The organism is Aquabacterium humicola, from assembly GCF_030167915.1.
Classification (GTDB): Bacteria; Pseudomonadota; Gammaproteobacteria; order Burkholderiales; family Burkholderiaceae_C; genus Pseudaquabacterium; species Pseudaquabacterium humicola.
The window spans coordinates 1,032,140-1,049,896 of sequence record NZ_JARGNB010000001.1 but is presented as its reverse complement, the minus strand read 5'-3'; the positions used below and the strand labels follow the sequence as shown (position 1 = coordinate 1,049,896).

17 protein-coding genes are annotated in these 17,757 nt (G+C 71.8%); 8 read left to right on the top strand and 9 right to left on the bottom strand.

The window, feature by feature from the left end:
- Positions 1–5: 5 nt before the first annotated feature.
- Positions 6–278 carry a hypothetical protein gene (locus P1K89_RS04620; RefSeq protein WP_284615191.1) on the bottom strand — a complete coding sequence of 91 codons (273 nt, stop codon included), beginning with the start codon at positions 276–278 and terminating at the stop codon, positions 6–8.
- Between the two features lie 115 nt (positions 279–393).
- On the opposite strand from P1K89_RS04620, the gene P1K89_RS04615 reads away from it, so the two are divergent.
- On the top strand, positions 394–2,388 hold the full coding sequence (locus tag P1K89_RS04615; RefSeq protein ID WP_284615190.1) for an acyl CoA:acetate/3-ketoacid CoA transferase: 1,995 nt from the start codon (positions 394–396) through the stop codon (positions 2,386–2,388).
- On the opposite strand, the gene P1K89_RS04610 is transcribed toward P1K89_RS04615, so the two are convergent.
- A complete protein-coding gene (locus P1K89_RS04610) occupies positions 2,380–3,036 on the bottom strand; it encodes an NAD(P)-dependent oxidoreductase (protein WP_284615189.1) in 657 nt (218 codons plus the stop codon). The genes P1K89_RS04615 and P1K89_RS04610 overlap by 9 nt on opposite strands.
- 117 nt (positions 3,037–3,153) lie before the next feature.
- Here P1K89_RS04610 and P1K89_RS04605 point away from each other — a divergent pair, with 117 nt between their 5' ends.
- Positions 3,154–4,059 carry a LysR family transcriptional regulator gene (locus P1K89_RS04605; protein WP_284615188.1) on the top strand — a complete coding sequence of 302 codons (906 nt, stop codon included), beginning with the start codon at positions 3,154–3,156 and terminating at the stop codon, positions 4,057–4,059.
- 38 nt (positions 4,060–4,097) lie between these two features.
- Here P1K89_RS04605 and P1K89_RS04600 read toward each other — a convergent pair whose 3' ends face one another.
- The 4 genes from P1K89_RS04600 to P1K89_RS04585 form a co-directional block, all read right to left on the bottom strand.
- Complete coding sequence (locus P1K89_RS04600) at positions 4,098–5,408, bottom strand: DEAD/DEAH box helicase (RefSeq protein ID WP_284615187.1); 1,311 nt, start codon at positions 5,406–5,408, stop codon at positions 4,098–4,100.
- The gene (dbpA, locus tag P1K89_RS04595; protein ID WP_284615186.1) at positions 5,405–6,808 is read right to left on the bottom strand and encodes an ATP-dependent RNA helicase DbpA; all 1,404 of its coding nucleotides are present in this window, start codon (positions 6,806–6,808) and stop codon (positions 5,405–5,407) included. The genes P1K89_RS04600 and dbpA overlap by 4 nt, the downstream gene beginning before the upstream one ends.
- A gap of 54 nt (positions 6,809–6,862) precedes the next feature.
- Positions 6,863–8,017, bottom strand: coding sequence for an alpha-hydroxy acid oxidase (locus P1K89_RS04590; RefSeq protein ID WP_284615185.1), 1,155 nt, complete (start codon positions 8,015–8,017; stop codon positions 6,863–6,865).
- 68 nt (positions 8,018–8,085) lie between these two features.
- Positions 8,086–9,012 (bottom strand): LysR substrate-binding domain-containing protein, encoded by a 927-nt coding sequence (locus P1K89_RS04585; protein ID WP_284615184.1) that lies wholly within the window; start codon positions 9,010–9,012, stop codon positions 8,086–8,088.
- Between the two features lie 110 nt (positions 9,013–9,122).
- Here P1K89_RS04585 and P1K89_RS04580 point away from each other — a divergent pair, with 110 nt between their 5' ends.
- The 3 genes from P1K89_RS04580 (at position 9,123) to P1K89_RS04570 (ending at position 12,371) form a co-directional block, all read left to right on the top strand.
- Positions 9,123–9,536, top strand: coding sequence for a YbaN family protein (locus P1K89_RS04580; RefSeq protein WP_284615183.1), 414 nt, complete (start codon positions 9,123–9,125; stop codon positions 9,534–9,536).
- Between the two features lie 91 nt (positions 9,537–9,627).
- Positions 9,628–11,703 (top strand): C1 family peptidase, encoded by a 2,076-nt coding sequence (locus P1K89_RS04575; protein WP_284615181.1) that lies wholly within the window; start codon positions 9,628–9,630, stop codon positions 11,701–11,703.
- A 17-nt stretch (positions 11,704–11,720) separates the two neighbouring features.
- A complete protein-coding gene (locus P1K89_RS04570) occupies positions 11,721–12,371 on the top strand; it encodes a hypothetical protein (protein WP_284615180.1) in 651 nt (216 codons plus the stop codon).
- On the opposite strand, the gene P1K89_RS04565 is transcribed toward P1K89_RS04570, so the two are convergent.
- Positions 12,319–12,978, bottom strand: a complete 660-nt coding sequence (locus P1K89_RS04565; protein ID WP_284615179.1) for a cupredoxin domain-containing protein — start codon at positions 12,976–12,978, stop codon at positions 12,319–12,321. The two genes, P1K89_RS04570 and P1K89_RS04565, sit on opposite strands and share 53 nt — an antisense overlap.
- Positions 12,979–13,039: 61 nt before the next feature.
- Entirely contained in the window at positions 13,040–14,194 is a 1,155-nt protein-coding gene (gene dinB / locus P1K89_RS04560; RefSeq protein ID WP_284615178.1) for a DNA polymerase IV, read from the bottom strand.
- A gap of 221 nt (positions 14,195–14,415) precedes the next feature.
- Here dinB and P1K89_RS04555 point away from each other — a divergent pair, with 221 nt between their 5' ends.
- The 3 genes from P1K89_RS04555 to P1K89_RS04545 all read left to right on the top strand — a co-directional run bounded on the left by P1K89_RS04555 (position 14,416) and on the right by P1K89_RS04545 (position 16,245).
- The gene (locus P1K89_RS04555; RefSeq protein ID WP_284615177.1) at positions 14,416–14,775 is read left to right on the top strand and encodes a hypothetical protein; all 360 of its coding nucleotides are present in this window, start codon (positions 14,416–14,418) and stop codon (positions 14,773–14,775) included.
- A gap of 1 nt (position 14,776) precedes the next feature.
- Positions 14,777–15,247, top strand: a complete 471-nt coding sequence (locus P1K89_RS04550) for a YybH family protein (RefSeq protein ID WP_284615176.1) — start codon at positions 14,777–14,779, stop codon at positions 15,245–15,247.
- A gap of 119 nt (positions 15,248–15,366) precedes the next feature.
- Positions 15,367–16,245: an OmpA family protein gene (locus P1K89_RS04545; protein ID WP_284615175.1), complete on the top strand. Its 879-nt coding sequence runs from the start codon at positions 15,367–15,369 to the stop codon at positions 16,243–16,245.
- A gap of 31 nt (positions 16,246–16,276) precedes the next feature.
- Here P1K89_RS04545 and argH read toward each other — a convergent pair whose 3' ends face one another.
- Complete coding sequence (argH, locus tag P1K89_RS04540; RefSeq protein ID WP_284615174.1) at positions 16,277–17,686, bottom strand: argininosuccinate lyase; 1,410 nt, start codon at positions 17,684–17,686, stop codon at positions 16,277–16,279.
- Positions 17,687–17,757 lie beyond the last annotated feature (71 nt).

Genomic DNA, 17,757 nt, shown 5'->3' with positions numbered 1-17,757 from the left:
CCGCGTCAGGCCACCGCGCTCGACAGCCAGTCGCAGCGCAGCACGCCCAGGCGATGCAGGCGCGCGCGCAGCCGCACGTAGAGCGACGGCGCGACGTACAGCAGGGGGCAGGCGAGCAGGCCGATCTCCGGCGCCAGCAGCATCGCGGCCGGCAGGCCCATCCAGCCCAGGATCCAGCAGGTCAGCATCGCGTCCCACAGCTGGTACTCCAGGCCCTTCTCGCGGTGATGCGCCTGGTGCCAGCGCTTCACCATCGACAACTGCTGCAGGCTGAGCATCGTGGGCCTCCTCGCGAACTGGGGACTTGCCCGGATCTTAGGCTTCCTGTCAGCTTCGTGTCAGCAAAATAGCGCGTCGGAAAGCTTCAATTGTCGGGGTAGGAGGAGACGCGACATGCCTCATTCATCCCATGCGCACCAGCGCATGAGCGCGCTGCGGGCCGGCAGCCGCGGCAAGGTGGTCAGCGCGGCGGAAGCGGTGCAATTGCTGGCCGACGGCGACATGCTGGCCACCGGCGGCTTCGTCGGCATCGGTTTCCCGGAAAACCTGGCGGTGGCGCTGGAGCAGCGTTTCCTGGCGACCGGGGCGCCGCGCAACCTCGGCCTGGTGTACGCGGCGGGGCAGGGCGACGGGCGCTCGCGCGGCCTCAACCACCTGGGCCATCCGGGCCTCGTCGGCCGGGTGATCGGCGGCCACTGGGGCCTCGTGCCGGCGCTGCAGAAGCTCGCGGTCGCCGGCGAGATCGAGGCCTGGAACCTGCCGCAGGGCGTGATCTCGCACCTGTTCCGCGACATCGCGGCGGGCAAGCCCGGGCACCTGTCGCGCGTCGGCCTCGGCACTTTCGTCGACCCGCGCCAGGGCGGCGGTGCGATCAATACCCGCAGCACCGAGGAGCGGGTGCGGCTGATGCCCATCGACGGCGAGGACTACCTCTTCTACAAGGCCTTCCCGATCGACGTCGCCTTCATCCGCGGCACCACCGCCGACACCGACGGCAACATCACGATGGAGCGCGAGGCCCTGACGCTGGAGGCGCTGGCGATCGCGATGGCCGCGCACAACTCCGGCGGCATCGTCATCGTGCAGGTCGAGCGCCTCGCGGCGCCGCAGTCGCTGCATCCGCGCGAGGTCAAGATCCCCGGCGCGCTGGTCGACTGCATCGTGCTCGCCGAGGACCCCAGCTACCACTGGCAGACCTTCGCCGAGCCCTACAGCGCGGCGTTCGCCGGCGAGCTGCGCGTGCCGGCGGGCCGGGTCGAGCCGATGGCCCCGGGCGAACGCAAGCTGATCGCGCGCCGCGCGGCGCTGGAGCTGAAGCCGAACGCGGTCGTGAACCTGGGCATCGGCATGCCGGAGGGGGTCGCCGCGGTGGCCGCCGAGGAGCGGGTGATCGACCTGATCACGCTGACCGCCGAGCCCGGCGTGATCGGCGGCATCCCCGCCGGCGGGCTGAACTTCGGCGCCGCGGTGAATACCCAGGCGATCATCGACCAGCCCTACCAGTTCGACCTCTACGACGGCGGCGGGCTGGACATCGCGATCCTCGGCCTCGCGCAGGCCGATGCCGAGGGCAATCTCAACGTCAGCCGCTTCGGCCCGCGCCTGGCCGGCGCCGGCGGCTTCATCAACATCAGCCAGAACGCGCAGCGCGTGGTCTTCGTCGGCAGCTTCTGCGCCAAGGGCGCCGACGGCCGGCCGGCGCCGAAGTTCGTGCGCCGCGTCGAGCAGGTGACCTTCTCCGGCCGCGAGGCCTGGCGGCGCGGCCAGCCGGTGCTCTACGTCACCGAGCGCTGCGTATTCCGGCTTCACGAACGTGGCCTCGAGCTGATCGAGATCGCGCCCGGCGTCGACCTGCAGCGCGACATCCTCGCGCTGATGGACTTCGAGCCGGTGATGGAGCGCCCGCCGGCGCTGATGGACGCGGCGATCTTCGCCGACGAGCCGATGGGCCTGCGCGCGCGCCTGCTGCTGCTGCCGCTGGCCGAGCGCTTCCATCTCGACGAGGCCCGGCGCACGCTGTTCATCAACTTCGAGCACCTGTCGATCCGGCGCCCGGAAGATGTCGAGGCGGTGCGCGGCGAGGTCGAGCGCCTGCTCGTGGCGCTGCCCTACAAGGTCGACGTCGTCGTCAACTACGACCACTTTGCGCTCGACCCGGAGGTCGAGGACGACTGGGCGGCCATGGTGCGGCTGATGGTCGAGCGGCACTACCGCAGCGTCGTGCGCTACACGACCTCGGCCTTCCTGCGCGCGAAGCTGGGGCCGGCGCTGGCCGCGCGCGGCGTCACGCCCAGGCTGTACGACAGCGCCGGCGCCGCGCAGGCCGGCCTGGACCAGGACCTGGGTCTGGGCCAGGACCAGGACCAGGACGCCGGCCGATCAGGCTGAGGCCACCGTGAAGCGCTGCCGGCGGTGCTTCGGCGTCGCGAGCTCGTCGGCGATCGCCACCGCGAGGTCGGCCACCGTGATGCCGGCCGGCTGCGCGCCGTCCATCAGCAGCTCTTCGCCACCGAGGCGGTAGGCGCCGCTGCGCGGGCCCGGCTTCAGCATGGCCGGCGGCGACAGGTAGACCCAGTCCAGCTGCGTCTCGCCGCGCAGCTCGCCCAGTGCATCGCGCGCGGCCTGCGCGCCGGGCACGATGTTCGGCGGCACGTGGTCCAGGAAGGCCGGCGTGTCGACCAGCTGCACGCCGGGCGCGACGAACAGGCTGCCGGCGCCGCCGACGATCAGCGCGCGCGGGGTGCCGGCGCGCTTGAGGCCCGCGACGATCGCGCGGCTGCCCGCGAGGAACAGGTCGTAGAGCTTCGGGTCGGACCAGCCGGGATTGAAGGCGCTGACCACGGCGTCGTGTCCTTCGACCGCCTGCGCGACCTGCGCGGCCTGCTGCACGTCGGCCGCGACCACGGTCAGGCCGTCGCGCGGTGCCAGCTTCGTGGCGTCACGAACGATCGCGGTGACGCGGTGACCGCGCTGCAGCAGTTCGTCGAGCACGGCGCTGCCGACGAAGCCGCTGGCGCCGATGAGGGCGATGTTCATGGGGAAGTCTCCGGGGGTGGAATGCAACGTTGCTTATGATTCCCGCTTCACGATCAGCCAACTAGCCGTTGAGAATCGCCATCTGATTGAAGTGCAGCTTCAAGATGGAGGGTCGACATGGATGACTTGCAGGCGATGTCGGTGTTCGCGGCCGTGGTCCGTGCGGGCTCGATGAGCGGTGCCGCGCGCCAGCTCGGCATGACCCCCTCGGCGGTGAGCCAGCGGGTGCGCGCGCTGGAGACCGCGCACGGCGTGACGCTGCTGCACCGCTCGACGCGCAAGCTCGCGCTGACCGAGGTCGGCCAGCGCGTGCATGCGCACTGCGAGGCGCTGGTGCAGTCGGCCGCGCAGGCGCGCGAGCAGCTGCAGCTGGCGCGTGACGCGCTCGATGGGGAACTGCGGCTGGCGGCGCCGGTGGGCTTCGCGCGCCACGTCGGCCCGGCGCTGGCGCCGCTGCTGGCACAGCACCCGGCGCTGAAGCTGCGGCTGCTGGTCGACGACGCGATGATCGACCTGATCGAAGCCCGCGTCGACCTCGCGCTGCGCGCCGGCCGCATGCCCGACTCCAGCTGGGTCGCGCGGCGCCTGTGCAGCTTCGGCTGGGTGCTGTGCGCGTCGCCGGCCTACCTGGCGCGCGCCGGCGTGCCGGAGACGCCGGCCGACCTGGCCCGGCACGAGTGGCTGGGCGGTGATGCGCGGTCCGAAGGCGGCCTGATGCTCGAGCTGGCGGCGGCCGACGGGCGCGTCGAGCGGCTTCGGGTCGAGCCGCGCATCGTCAGCAACAACCAGCTGACGATCGAGCAGCTGTGCGCCGCCGGCCTCGGGCTGGCGCTGCTGGTGCGGCCGGATGCCGACGAGGACCTGCGCGCCGGCCGCGTCGTGCCGCTGCTGACTGGCTGGCGGCTGCCCAGCACGCCGGTGTGGGGGGTGACCCCGCAGCGTGGTGCGCAGCCGGCCAAGGTGCGGCATGCGCTGGCGGCGCTGGAAGCCGCGTTGCGGCGCTTGCCGGGGGCCGAAGTGTGAAGAACGGCCGCCCCCTCGTCGCCGGGGGCGGCTCAGGCCTAGCTTCGCGCGGACCGCGCTCTCGTCGCGGGTGCCGGCGCTGGCGACGCAGCGGCAGCGGCCAGCGCCGCGGCTTCGCGCAGCTTGTCCTTCTTGCTCTTGCGCCGCCCCTTGATGCCACCGGTCGGATCGCTCGCCACCGGCACTTCGGTCGGCTCGAAGCCGCCGATCACTTCACGGGTTAAGCGAAGGCCCTGGCGCTTCTCGATCAGCCGGAAGTGCGCCTCGGTCGCGGCGGTGACGAAGCTGATCGCCAGGCCCGCTTCGCCGGCGCGGGCGGTGCGGCCGATGCGGTGCACGTGGTCGGCGGCCGAGCGCGGCAGGTCGTAGTTCACCACCACCGGCAGGCGCTGGATGTCGATGCCGCGCGCGGCGACGTCGGTGGCCACCAGCACCTGCACCCGGCCGGCCTTGAAGTCGGCCAGCGCCTGGCGGCGCGCCCCCTGGCTGCGTTCGCCGTGCAGCGCGGCCGCGGCGATGCCGGCCCGCCGCAGCTTGTCGGCCACGTGTTCGGTGGCGTACTGCGTCGCGACGAAGACCAGCACGCGGTCCCAGCCGCGATCGCCGTGGCCTTGTGCAATCAGGTGGCGCAGCAGCGGCGTGCGCTGCGCGGTGTCGACCTGCAGCGCGCGCTGGGTGATCGCGGGCGGGTCTGCCGCATCGACGGCCAGGTCGATGCGCAGTGGGTCGCGCAGCAGCGCCCGGGCCAGCGCCTGGACCGCGGGCGGGAAGGTGGCCGAGAACAGCAGCGTCTGCCGCTGCTGGCGTTGCGGCAGCAACGCGACCACGCGCTGCAACTCGTCCTCGAAGCCGGCGTCGAGCAGGCGGTCGGCTTCGTCGAGCACCAGCAGGCCGGCCCAGGCGAGGCCCAGCGCGTTGCGCTCGACGAGGTCCAGCAGCCGGCCCGGCGTCGCGACCACCACGTCGGCGCCGCCGCGCAGCGCCATCATCTGCGGATTGACCGACACGCCGCCGAAGAGACAGGCCACCTTCACCGGCTCGGCCAGGGGTTCGGCGAGCGTGCGAACGGTCTCGGCCACCTGGTCGGCCAGCTCGCGCGTGGGCACCAGCACCAGCGCGCGGGTGCGACGCGGGGTGCGGCGCACGCTGCGCGACAGCTGCTCCAGCAGCGGCAGCACGAAGGCCGCCGTCTTGCCGGAGCCGGTCTGCGCCGACGCCAGCAGGTCGCGGCCCTGCAGGGCCGCCGGGATCGCCGCGGCCTGGATCGGCGTGGGCGACGCGTAGCCCTGCTCGGCCACTGCACGCAGCAGCGGCTCGGACAGGCCGAGCGTCGCGAACAAGGCGCTCACAGCGCGCGTGCCTTCACCGTCTTGCCCTTCACCTTGCCGGCATTGAGCTTGCGCAGCGCGTCCTTCGCGATGCCGCGTTCGACCGCCACGTAGGTCGAGAAGTCGTTGATGTCGATCTTGCCGATCTGCGTGGCCGTGAAGCCGTGGTCCTTGGTCAGCGCGCCCAGCACGTCGCCGGCACGGATCTTTTCCTTGCGTCCGCCCAGGATCTGCAGCGTCGCCATCGGCGGGTGCAGCGGCTCGGCGGACGTGGGCACCAGCTCGCTCAAGGCATGCCATTCGCTCTCGCGGCCCTGCAGCTCGTCGATGCGGCCGACACGGCCCATCTCGTCCAGGCTGGCGAGGCTGAAGGCCCAGCCGGCCTCTCCCGCACGGCCGGTGCGTCCGATGCGGTGCACGTGCACCTCGGGCTCGGGCGAGATGTCGACGTTGATCACCGCTTCGAGCTGCGCGATGTCGAGGCCGCGCGCGGCGACGTCGGTGGCCACCAGCACGCTGCAGCTGCGGTTGGCGAACTGCACCAGCACCTGGTCGCGATCGCGCTGCTCGAGGTCGCCGTGCAGCTCGAGCGCCGACAGGCCTTGCGCGCGCAGCACCGCCACCAGGTCGCGGCACTGCTGCTTGGTATTGCAGAACGCCAGCGTGCTGACCGGCCGGTAGTGGTTCAGCAGCAGGCCGACCGCATGCAGGCGCTGGTCCTCGGCGACCTCGTAGAAGCGCTGGCGGATCGTGGCCGCCGCATGCTGCTCGGTGAGCTTCACCTGCTTCGGCTCGCGCAGGTAGCGGCCGGCCAGCTTCGCGACGTCGTCGGGGAAGGTGGCGGAGAACAGCAGCGTCTGGCGCTGTTTCGGGCAGTGGCCGATCACCGCGGCCATGTCGTCGGCGAAGCCCATGTCCAGCATGCGATCGGCCTCGTCGAGCACCAGCGTGTTCAGCGCGTCGAGCGCGAGCGTCTGCCGCGACAGGTGATCGAGCACCCGGCCCGGCGTGCCGACGATCACGTGCGCGCCGTGCTCCAGGCTGGTGATCTGGGTGCGTATCGCGGCGCCGCCGCACAAGGTGATCACCTTGATGTTCTCCTCCGAGCGGGCGAGGCGGCGGATCTCCTGCGCGACCTGTTCGGCGAGCTCGCGCGTCGGGCACAGCACCAGGGCCTGCACCGCGAAGCGGCGCGCATTCAGGTTGGCCAGCAGCGGCAGGCCGAACGACGCGGTCTTGCCGCTGCCGGTCTTGGCCTGCGCGATCAGGTCCTGGCCGGCCAGCGCCAGCGGCAGGCTGGCGGCCTGGATGGGGGTCATGCGCTCGTAGCCGAGCTGGCGCAGGTTGGCCAGGACCTCGGGGGCGAGCGGGAGGATGTCGAAGGCGGGGCCGGTCGGCGCGCCGGCAGGAGAGGCGGTCATGCCGGATTGTCGGCGACCCGCCGTGCCGGGCCGGCGCGGCCGGCCGGCCCGGCGTCAGGCGGTCGGGAAGGTGCCGGGCAGCAGGATGCTCTTGTCGACCTGCTCGATCTGCGTGCGGCCGCAGAAGGCCATCGTCAGGTCGAGCTCCTTGTGGATCACTTCCAGCGCCTTCGTGACGCCGGCTTCGCCCATCGCGCCCAGGCCGTAGATGAAGGCGCGGCCGATGTAGCAGCCGCGCGCGCCGAGCGCACGCGCCTTCAGCACGTCCTGTCCGGAGCGCACGCCGCCGTCCATGTGCACCTCGATCTGCGAGCCGACCGCGTCGACGATCGCCGGCAGCGCCCCGATGCTGGACTGTGCGCCGTCGAGCTGGCGGCCGCCGTGGTTGCTGACGATCAGCGCGTCGGCGCCGCTGGCCACCGCGAGCTTGGCGTCCTCGACGTCCTGGATGCCCTTCAAGATCAGCTTGCCGCCCCAGTGCTTCTTGATCCACTCGACGTCGCCCCAGTTGAGCGTCGGGTCGAACTGCTGGGCGGTCCACTCGGACAGCGAGCTCATGTCGTTGACGCCCTCGACGTGACCGACGATGTTGCCGAACTGGCGCCGCTTCGTGCCGGCCATGCCCAGGATCCAGCGCGGCTTGGTGGCCAGGTTGGCCAGCGCGGCGAAGGTCGGCTTCGGCGGCACCGACAGGCCGTTCTTCAGGTCCTTGTGGCGCTGGCCGAGGATCTGCAGGTCCAGCGTCAGCACCAGCGCGCCGCACTTCGCTGCCTTCGCGCGTTCGATCAGCCGCTGGCTGAACGCGCGGTCGCGCATCACGTAGAGCTGGAACCAGAACGGCTTGGTGGTGTTCGCGGCGACGTCCTCGAGCGAGCAGATGCTCATCGTCGACAGCGTGAAGGGCACGCCGAACTTCTCGGCCGCGCGCGCGGCCAGGATCTCGCCGTCCGCATGCTGCATGCCGGTGGAGCCGACCGGCGCCAGCGCCACCGGCATCGAGACGGGCACGCCGACCATCGTCGTCGCGGTGCTGCGGCCTTCCATGTTCACCGCGACGCGCTGGCGCAGCTTGATGCGCTGGAACTCCTCGCTGTTGGCGCGGTAGGTGCCTTCGGTCCAGCTGCCGGAGTCGGCGTAGTCGTAGAACATGCGCGGCACGCGCTTCTGGGCCAGCACGCGCAGGTCTTCGATGTTGGTGATGACGGTCATGGTCGGGCCTCGTCTCCTCGTTCGACGGCGATGCTAGCGGCGTGGCCGGCGCGCGGCCGGAAACTTCGTCAGCCGAGGCCGGAAAGCCATTCCGCCGCCCAGGCCTCGGCCTCGGCGCAGACCGCGCGCAGCCAGTCGGCGAAGGCGGCCGCGGCGCCCTGCACGTCGGTGGGCGACAGGAAGTACGGATTGGCCGCCGGCGAGGTGATGGCGAACAGCGGCTGCAGCGTGCCGGTCTCGAGCCAGGCGCGGGCGAGCGAGGGCCGCGCCAGCGCGATGCCCTGGCCCGACACCGCGGCCTCCAGCGTCAGCCCGAGGTCGATCAGCCGCGGCCCGCCGGTCGGCTCCGGCCAGTCGAGCCCTGCGGCGCGGAACCACGGCGTCCACGGCTCCAGCGGCGTGCGCAGCAGGGGCGCGGCGCCCAGGTCCGCCGGGCGCTGCAACGGCGGCAGCTTCGCCAGCAGCGCCGGTGCGGCCACCGGCAGCACGCGGTCGTCGAGCAGCGGCCGACCGATGCGTTCGGGCGCGCGGCCGCCGGCGGCCCAGACTTCGACGTCGCAGTCGTGCGGCGAGCGGTCGAGGTAGGGAATCGACAGCAGCAGCTCGAGCTCGATCTGCGGATGGGCCCGCGTGAACGACTCCAGCCGCGGCACGAGGATCTGGCGCGCGAAGGTCGGCGGCGCGGTGACGCGCAGCCGCTCGATGCGCTGCACGGTGCGCTGGTGCAGCGGCATCGCGGCGAGCAGCCCGAGCGCCGAGCGCACCTGCTCGAGGTATTCCTTGCCGGCGGCGGTCAGCGCCAGCGCCTTGCCGCTGCGCGTCAGCAGCGGCGTGCCGAGCAGCTCCTCGAGTGTCGCGAGGCGCTTGCCGACCGCGCTGGCGGTGATCGCGAGTTCGTCGGCGGCGCGCTCGAAGCTGCCCAGGCGTGCCGCGGCTTCGAAGGCGCGCAGGCCTTCGATCGACGGGAAGCGCAGGTCGCGCGGCGCAGCGGGCATGGCGGGGGACTGTAGCCGCTGGGCCGGACCGCCGGCCGCCCCGGCGGCGCCGATGCCGACGATGACGCCGGCGCCGCCGTGCCGGTCGCTCACGCGGTTAGCATGGCCCGATGACGGTTCCCACCGAGGCTGTCCCGCCGCCCGACCGCCCGCTGTGGCAGCGCTGGCTGTGGCTGATCGCCGGCTGGATGTGTCTGCTGACCGGCATCGTCGGCATCTTCCTGCCGCTGCTGCCCACCACGCCCTTCGTGCTGCTGGCGGCCTACTGCTTCTCGCGCGGCAGTGCGCGCTGGGAAGCGTGGCTGCTGCACCATCCGCGCTTCGGCCCGCTGGTGCGGGACTGGCGGCTGCACCACGCGGTGCCGCTGCGCGCCAAGCAGTTCGCGACGGTGATGATGGTCATCGGCTCGACCTGGGGCGCCTTCATGCTGCCGCTGCGCCTGGCCTGGCTGCCGGCGGCCTGCTGCCTGGCCGTCGGCACCTGGTTGTGGCGGCTGCCGACACGTCGGGCCACCGGCGCCTGACCGGCGCCCCGCGGGGCGCAACGATTGCGCAAACGCAACGCGCGCGACGGGCTGACTCCTAAGCTGGATTCACGGCTTGAAGGGAGTTGCGATGGACACCGGTCATCGGCATGGCGTGCGGCTGGCCTTCGCGGCCGCGTTGCTCGCAGTGGCGCCCCACGTGGCGGCGCAGGTCCCGGCGACCGCACTGGTGACGGTGCGTGTGCACCTGGCGCGGACGGCGTCCGACGCCGATGTGCTGCGCGTCCGTGACAACCTGGTGTCCTTCGGCGGCGTCATCAGGGGTTATGCGGCCGGCGACGTGCTGGTGGCGAGCCTGCCGCCGCATGCGCTCGCCGCGGCACGCAGCATCCACCGGGTCGAGCGTGTGCAGCCGCTGGCGGTGCCAGCACCCGCCGCAGCGGCCGCGCGTGCGCTGCAGCCGGCGATGTCGGCGCAGGAGCGCGTCGCGCTGATGCCTCGGCACTGCACCAGCGGCGCCACCGACGCGCAACGGGCCCGCGCCGGGCGCGTGGCCAAGCCGGCGCCGAACGCGCTGTCGAGGCGGCGGGCCCTGCTGGCCGGCGCGGCCGCCGGCCTTCCGGCGGCCGTCGACAACAGCCTGTCGCACCACTTCCCGCCGATCGGCGACCAGGAGGGGCGCGCTTCCTGCGTCGCCTGGTCGGTGGGCTACTACTGGGCCACCTACACGCAGGCGATGGACGAAGGCCTCGACGTCTCGGGCACCTGGCTGCCCCGCGACCCCGAGTGCCATGTCGCGCGCGCCGAACCGCCGGTCGGCGCCTTCGTGCTGCGCTGCACCGGCCAGCCCGACTGCCCGATCTCCAGCCCCGATCCCGCCAACCCCGGGCAGCACGTCTGGGACGGCGCGAAGTTCGATGCCTGCAATCAGACGATCGCCCCGCCGCGGCCGTCGCGAGCGACCGAGCACATCGCCAGTCCCGCTTTCCTGTACCCGCTGATCAAGTGGGCGGCCTTCGGCAAGGACGGCCAGTGGACGACCGATGACGGCGGCAGCTCGCTGTGGGACGGCATGAATGCCCTCGAGCGCTGGGGCATCGGCAACTGGCAGTCGCGGCCGTACGACCCGTGGCGCTTCGACGACGTGGTGTACGGGTGGCCGACCGAGGCGCAGTGGATCGAGGCGCTGCCGCGCCGCACGGCATCGAGCGCGTTCTTCGACATGACCAGCCCGGCCGGCTTCGACGCGCTCAAGCAGCATCTCGCGAACGGCGGCATCGCGGCCTCGGCCTTCATCCAGTACGAGAACGTGATGCACTGGGGCTGGGACCGCGGCTGCCAGCAGACCGGCGTCGACTGCCCCGGCATGAACAACGATGTGCTTTACGACAATGGCGGCAAGCTTTCCGGCGGGCACGCCGTCACCATCGTCGGCTACGACGACGACCGGCCCTATGTCGACGCGAGCGGACAGAACCGCCGCGGTGCGCTGCTGATGGCGAACTCGGCCTCGCCGCAGTGGGGCGTGCCGAACACCGCCGGCGGCACGTCGAACGGCTTCTTCTGGGTGGCCTACGACTACGCGAGGGCGCACATCGACGCGGTGACCGCCGAGGACCGTGCGCGGTACCGGCCGCGGCTGTACGCGGCCGGGCAGCTGGTATCGAGCCAGCGCACCAACGGCGAGGTGCGGGCCGGGCTCGGCGTTCCCGCGCTGTCGTTTGCGAGCTTCAGCACGCCCGACGTGCTGCCGCACCCGGACGAACACAGCCCGCGGGCATTCGCTCCGGACCAGCGCTTCATCGCCGACTTCACCGACGCGCTGCCCCAGTTCGACCTGAACGGCCCGCTGCCGGTGATGTTCATGTACTACGCCGGCCCGGCCGGCAGCTCGCTGGGCCCGGTCGAATTCCGTCTCGACCGCCTGGGCAACGGCAGCTTCACCCGCATCGCCGCGGTCGATCCGGTGCGCTTCATCGGGGTCGGCGCGCCCGAGGTCGCGGCCTGCAACCACGTGCTGCAGAACGGCGACGTGCTGCAGGACGGCCAGGTCGACCGCGACGACATCACGGCGATCACGCTGTCGATGCGCGGGCCGGCGCTGTGCCGCAGCGACCCGCGCGACATCGACCGCGACGGCCGAATCACGATCCTCGATGCACGCAAGGCGATGCTGCGCTGCGCGCATCCGGGTTGTGCCAAGTGACTTCACAGGGACCTTCGATGAGAACGCTGATCCATTCGCTCGCCGCCGGGTTGCTGGCGGTCGTGCTGGCTGCCGCCGCACACGCCGGACCGGTGCTGCAGTTCATTCCGGACCGCACCAAGGTGCACGGCACCGAGGCGCTGGAGGTCGACCTCGTGCTGTCCGGGCTGGCGCCGGGCACGCAGCTGGCCGGCATCGACCTGTCGCTGCACTACGACCCGTCCATGCTGACGCTCTACGACGTGACCGTGGGCCAGGCGCTCGGCGATCCGCAGGACGCGGCGCAGACGGTGGTCGACGTCGTCGACGCCTTCTGGCTCGGCCAGATCACGCTGGTCGAGGTCTCGCTTCTCGAGGGCTCGGCGCTCGGTTGCGCGTTCTGCGTCGGGCCCTACCTCGACGACTTGCAGTCCGGTGGCCCGTTGCTGCTGGCCACCCTGCTGTTCCACGGCACCGGGACCGGGGTCGGTGCGTACACGACGCTGCAGTTCACCGACCTGATGCTCGCCGACCAGGTGGGCGATGCGATCGGCGGCGTGATGGTTCAGAACGTCACGATCGCGATCGACGAACCCCCTGCCGGAGCGCTGCTGGCCGCCGCGCTCGTCGCCGCCCTCAGTACCGCGGCGGCGGTGCGGCGGCGCCGCGGCGGCGCGGCGCGAAGTTGAGCCTGGCGTCGGCGCTGGCGCTGCCCGCCACCTGCAGCCGGATCGCGGCCTGGTCGCTCAGCTGTTCGGGATGCCACAGCTTCAGCTCGACCTGGCCGTCGGGCACGCCGGCGATGGTCGCGACGCCCTTGTCGTCGGTGACCGCGAACCACGGCGTCGTGCTGACGACGACATGGCCGCGCATCGAGCCGTGCAGGTGGCAGCCGAGGGCGACGGTGCCGGGCACGTCCATCTTCAGGTCCGCCGGCGTGGGGTCCTTGCCCGCGGCGGCCATGCGGAACTCGAACTGCCTGGCCGGCGCGACGTTGCCGAGCGGCCCGCCCGGCTGCGAGCGCACGTGGTGGTCGAAGCGGTCCTGGTTGACGAAGCGCACCGTCGCACCGACCGGCACGACGGTCACGAAGGGCACGAAGCGGATGTTGCGCTGCGCGATCACCACCGGCTCGGGCAGCGGCTGCGCGGTCCATGCGGCCGTGGGATGCACCATCACCGCGACGTCGGCGGCCGGCTGGCCGTCCGGCGTCGTGACGCTGATCTGCACCTGCCCGCCGTGGGCGGCGGCCTGCAGCAGGGCGAGGAGGGAAGCGGCCAGGAGCGTGTTCTTCATCGTGCGTCCATCTTAGGTGGCGGGTCGTGCGGCGCACACCCCGGTGCGACCCGGGGCAGGCTCAGGCGCGCTGCCCGGCACGCCGCAGCGCACTTACGCGCACGCCGAGCAGGCGGATGCGCCTTGCCAGGTCCACGCGCTTCAGGCACAGCCCGGCGGCGAGCCGGATCGTCGCGGCGTCTGCGGTGGGGTCGGCGATCGTCATGTCGCGGGTGACGGTCTTGAAGTCGTCGAAGCGCAGCTTGATGCCGATCGTGCGGCCGACATAGCCCTTGCGCTGCAGGTCCAGCGCCAGCTGCTCGACCAGCCGGGTGAAGATGCCCGAGAGCTCGGCCTTGTCGCGCCGGGCGTGCAGGTCGCGGTCGAAGGTGGTCTCGCGGCTGATCGTCACCGGCTCGCTGTGCGTGACCACCGGCCGGTCGTCGACGCCGTGCGACGCGTCGTGCAGCCAGGCGCCGTAGGCCCGGCCGAAGTGCTGGATCAGCCAGGGCCGCTCGCGCTCGGCGAGCTCGCCGATCGTGTGGATGCCCAGCGTCGCGAGCTTCTCTCCGGCCTTCGGGCCGATGCCGTTGATGCGCCGCACCGGCAGCGGCCAGATGCGCGTCGGCAGCTCGTCGTGCGTCAACAGGGTCAGGCCATCGGGCTTGTCGAGCTCGCTGGCGATCTTCGACAACAGCTTGTTCGGCGTCACGCCGATCGAGCAGCTGAGGCCGGTGGCGCTGCGCACGTTGTTCTTGATGTCCAGCGCGATCGCGCGCACGCCGCCGTGCGGGTCGTGGCCGACCGGCTCCTGCGCGCCGGGCAGGTCAGTCAGGTCGATGTAGATCTCGTCGATGCCGCGGTCCTCGATCAGCGGCGCCACCTCGGCCACCGCGGCCTTGAAGCGGCGCGAGTACAGCCGGTACTGCTCGAAGTCGGTCGGCAGCAGCACCGCCTGCGGCGCCCGCAGCGCGGCCTTCATCAGACCCATGCCGGAATGCACGCCGAGGTCGCGCGCCGGGTAGGTGGCGGTGGTGATGACGCCGCGGCCGGTGTAGTCGGCCAGGCGCGCATAACGTCGGGTGCCGTCGGCCAGCAACTCCGGCTGGTGGCGCCGCCCGCCCCCGATGACCACCGGCTTGGCCCGCAGGTCCGGGTAGCGCAGCAGCTCGACCGAGGCGTAGAACGCGTCCATGTCGAGGTGCGCGATCCAGCGGCGGGCGCGGGGCGGGGACATCAGCGCCCGTCCGGCCGCCCGAAGGGCGCTGAGCCCCCCTTGGGGGGAGCGAACGCAGTGAGCAGGGGGTCGACAGTTCGCCCGCCCGGCCGCCCGAAGGGCGCTGAGCCCCCCTGGATCCAGGGAGGGATCCTTCGGATCCTTGGGGGAGCGAACGCAGTGAGCAGAGGGCGGACCATTCCGGGGATTGTGGGTGCACGCCAAGCAGGCTTCGGCGTACGATGGCCCGATCGAATTCGGAGACGCTCGAGATGATCAACAAGCCGGCCCGCCGGGCCCTCGCCGATTCGGCGCTGGCGCTGGTCGCCGCGGTCGCGGCGATCGCGATGTTCCTGCCGCCGATGGTCAACGACACCACCGGATCGGTGCCGCGCATGGTGGCACTGGGACTGGTGATCGCGGTCGCGATCCCGTTGCACTGGGTGCTGCTGGGCATCGGCGTGCGCCGCATGCGCCGTTCGGCGATCGCGCCGGTCGCGGCCGCGGTGCTGCTGTTCCCGATCGGCGGCGCCGCGGCGCTGATCCTGCTGCTGTGGCTGCTGCACGAGGAACCGCAGGCGCTGTCCGCGGCGTCGCGTTGAGATGCGGCCCGCCGTCCTCGGCGCCGGCCTGGTGGCGGCGGCCATGAGCCTGGGCGACGTGCACGCACAGGCGAGCGCGCCGGACCTCGCCGCGCTGCGCCAGCAGGTGGAGGCGGCCGAACGTTCGTTCGCCAGGTCGATGGCCGACCGCGACCTCGCCGCCTTCGGCCGGCACCTGTCCGAGCACGCCGTCTTCTACGGCAACAACACCGTGCTGCGCGGCAGGGCCGCGGTGATCGAAGGCTGGAAGGCCTTCTATGACGGCAAGCAGGCGCCTTTCTCCTGGGAGCCGGACCAGGTCGAGGTGCTGGCCGACGGCACGCTGGCCCATTCCACCGGGCCGGTGCGCGACCCCTCGGGCCAGCGCGTGTCGCGTTTCAATTCGATCTGGCGCCAGGAGGCGCCGGGCGTCTGGAAGGTGGTCTTCGACAAGGGCCAGCCGATCTCCGACGCGGAGAAGAAGTTGCCGTGATGTAAAGCGAGGCGGGCGCATTTCACGCGCCGCTCCGCCGTTATCGGCCGCACGGCCGATCGAGCGCCCGGCGCCGATAGCATCGCGCGCTTCGTCGATTGCCCGAGGGCTTGTCCACCATGTTCCTGCCGAGAACGGCCGCCGCCATCGCGCTGGCCTTGCTTGCCGTGCCCGCCGTCCATGCTGCCGATGTCGAAGGCTGCAAGGATCACCCCGCGTTCAACCGCATGCCGAACTACCAGATCGTCGACTGCGAGATGAAGGAGTTCGACGCGATGAGCTTCCAGACCAGGATCAGCGAGGACTGCTCGGGGGCCGAGCAGACCATCGAGGGTCGCACCTGGCGCTACGACTACCGCCTGATCGACGGCCGCCCGGCCGGCAGCGCGCTGCAGATCCAGCGCAACTTCGCGAACGCGGTGCGCGCCGCCGGCGGCACGGTGGTGGTCGAAGGCGCGGGCATCACCGCCGACAAGGCGCTGTGCCACAACGGCTCGACCCGCGACCGGGCGGCGCTGTTCAAGCTGGCGCGCGCGGCCGGCGAGACCTGGGCGATGGTGGTGCCCTTCGATGCCGGCGGCGGCTACGAGCTCTTCATCGTCGAACGCCAGGCCATGACGCAGGACATCGTCGCCAACGACCTGCTCGACAGGCTGAACAAGGACGGCCGCGTCAGCCTGTACCTGCACTTCGACACCGGGCTGGCGACGATCAAGGCCGAATCGCAGTCGCAGCTCGACCAGGCCGCGCAGATGTTGAAGGCCGCGCCGGCCCTGAAGCTGGAGGTCGGCGGCCACACCGACAACGCCGGCACGGCGGACGGCAACCTGAAGCTGTCGCAGGCGCGCGCCGCGAGCGTGATGCAGGCCCTGGTCGGCCGCGGCATCGCCGCCACGCGCCTGACGGCCAAAGGCTACGGCCAGACCGTGCCGCTGGCCGACAACCGCAGCGAGGACGGCCGGGCGAAGAACCGGCGCGTCGAGCTGGTGAAGCGCTAGACCCGACGCGGCCGGGCGCTGGGGTGGTTGCTCAGGCGGCCGGTGCGGACAACCTCGCGCGGTGCCGCGCCACCTGCAAGCGCACCTGCTCGGGCGCGGTGCCGCCGGCCACGCGGCGCGCCTCGAGCGAGCCGCGCAGGCTCAGCAGCGGCAGCACGTCGGCCTCGATCGACGGGTGGAAGGCCTGCAGCGCGGCCAGCGGCAGCGCCGACAGGTCGACGCCTTGCGCCATCGCCTGCTTCACCGCATGCGCGACGACCTCGTGCGCATCGCGGAAGGGCAGGCCTTTTTTCGCCAGGTAGTCGGCCAGGTCGGTGGCGGTGGCGTAGCCGCGCAGCGCGGCGCGCTCCATCGCCTCGGGCTTGACGACGATGCCCTCGACCATCTCGGCCATGATGCGCAGCGTGTCGGCCACCGTGTCGACGGTGTCGAACAGCGGCTCCTTGTCTTCCTGGTTGTCCTTGTTGTAGGTCAGCGGCTGGCCCTTCATCAGCGTGATCAGGCCCATCAGGTGGCCGACCACGCGGCCGCTCTTGCCGCGCGCCAGCTCGGCGACGTCCGGATTGCGCTTCTGCGGCATGATCGACGAGCCGGTGCAGTAGCGGTCGGCGAGGTCGATGAAGCCGAAGTTCTGGCTCATCCACAGCACGATCTCCTCGGCGAGCCGCGAGACGTGCACCATCGTGATCGAGGCGAACGAGGCGAACTCCAGCGCGAAGTCGCGGTCGCTGACGGCGTCGAGCGAGTTCTCGCAGATCCCGTCGAAGCCGAGCGCCTTGGCGACGGCGTGGCGATCCAGCGGGTAGCTGGTGCCCGCCAGCGCCGCAGCGCCCAGCGGCAGGCGGTTGACGCGCTTGCGCACGTCGGCCAGGCGCTCGGCATCGCGCGCGAACATCTCGACGTAGGCCAGAAGGTGGTGCGCGAAGCTCACCGGCTGCGCGACCTGCAGGTGCGTGAAGCCGGGCATCACGGTGTCGGCATGCTGCGCCGCCAGCTCGACCAGCGCGTGCTGCATCGCGACCAGCAGCGGGCCGAGGCGATCGATCTCGCCGCGCAGCCACAAGCGCACGTCGGTGGCCACCTGGTCGTTGCGCGAGCGGCCGGTGTGCAGGCGCTTGCCGGCATCGCCGACCAGCTGCGTCAGCCGCGCCTCGATGTTCAGGTGCACGTCCTCGAGGTCGAGCTTCCAGGCGAAGGTGCCGCCTTCGATCTCGGCGACGATCTGCGCCATGCCGCGCTGGATGTCGGCCAGGTCCTGCGCACCGATGATGCCCTGCGCGGCCAGCATGCCGGCATGCGCCAGGCTGCCGTCGATGTCGGCGCGCCAGAGGCGCTTGTCGAAGTCGACGCTCGCGGTGTAGCGCTTGACGAGCTCGCTCATCGGCTCGGAAAACAGGGCCGACCAGGCCTGGGACTTCTTGTCGAGTTGATTGCCGGACATGCTGGATGGAAGACGGGGGAGGGCTGCACGAACGCGCGGCCGACAGCCCGTATTATCCCGGGCACCTTCCG

Bases quoted from the DNA above. Each gene is read 5' to 3' on its own strand.
- dinB (WP_284615178.1), bottom strand. From the start codon at position 14,194: ATGTCCCCGCCCCGCGCCCGCCGCTGGATCGCGCACCTCGACATGGAC.
- P1K89_RS04620 (WP_284615191.1), bottom strand. From the start codon at position 278: ATGCTCAGCCTGCAGCAGTTGTCGATGGTGAAGCGCTGGCACCAGGCG.
- argH (WP_284615174.1), bottom strand. From the start codon at position 17,686: ATGTCCGGCAATCAACTCGACAAGAAGTCCCAGGCCTGGTCGGCCCTG.
- P1K89_RS04580 (WP_284615183.1), top strand. From the start codon at position 9,123: ATGACGGTTCCCACCGAGGCTGTCCCGCCGCCCGACCGCCCGCTGTGG.
- P1K89_RS04585 (WP_284615184.1), bottom strand. From the start codon at position 9,012: ATGCCCGCTGCGCCGCGCGACCTGCGCTTCCCGTCGATCGAAGGCCTG.
- P1K89_RS04610 (WP_284615189.1), bottom strand. From the start codon at position 3,036: ATGAACATCGCCCTCATCGGCGCCAGCGGCTTCGTCGGCAGCGCCGTG.
- P1K89_RS04605 (WP_284615188.1), top strand. From the start codon at position 3,154: ATGGATGACTTGCAGGCGATGTCGGTGTTCGCGGCCGTGGTCCGTGCG.
- P1K89_RS04575 (WP_284615181.1), top strand. From the start codon at position 9,628: ATGGACACCGGTCATCGGCATGGCGTGCGGCTGGCCTTCGCGGCCGCG.
- P1K89_RS04590 (WP_284615185.1), bottom strand. From the start codon at position 8,017: ATGACCGTCATCACCAACATCGAAGACCTGCGCGTGCTGGCCCAGAAG.
- P1K89_RS04555 (WP_284615177.1), top strand. From the start codon at position 14,416: ATGGCCCGATCGAATTCGGAGACGCTCGAGATGATCAACAAGCCGGCC.
- P1K89_RS04565 (WP_284615179.1), bottom strand. From the start codon at position 12,978: ATGAAGAACACGCTCCTGGCCGCTTCCCTCCTCGCCCTGCTGCAGGCC.
- P1K89_RS04570 (WP_284615180.1), top strand. From the start codon at position 11,721: ATGAGAACGCTGATCCATTCGCTCGCCGCCGGGTTGCTGGCGGTCGTG.
- dbpA (WP_284615186.1), bottom strand. From the start codon at position 6,808: ATGACCGCCTCTCCTGCCGGCGCGCCGACCGGCCCCGCCTTCGACATC.
- P1K89_RS04615 (WP_284615190.1), top strand. From the start codon at position 394: ATGCCTCATTCATCCCATGCGCACCAGCGCATGAGCGCGCTGCGGGCC.
- P1K89_RS04545 (WP_284615175.1), top strand. From the start codon at position 15,367: ATGTTCCTGCCGAGAACGGCCGCCGCCATCGCGCTGGCCTTGCTTGCC.
- P1K89_RS04550 (WP_284615176.1), top strand. From the start codon at position 14,777: ATGCGGCCCGCCGTCCTCGGCGCCGGCCTGGTGGCGGCGGCCATGAGC.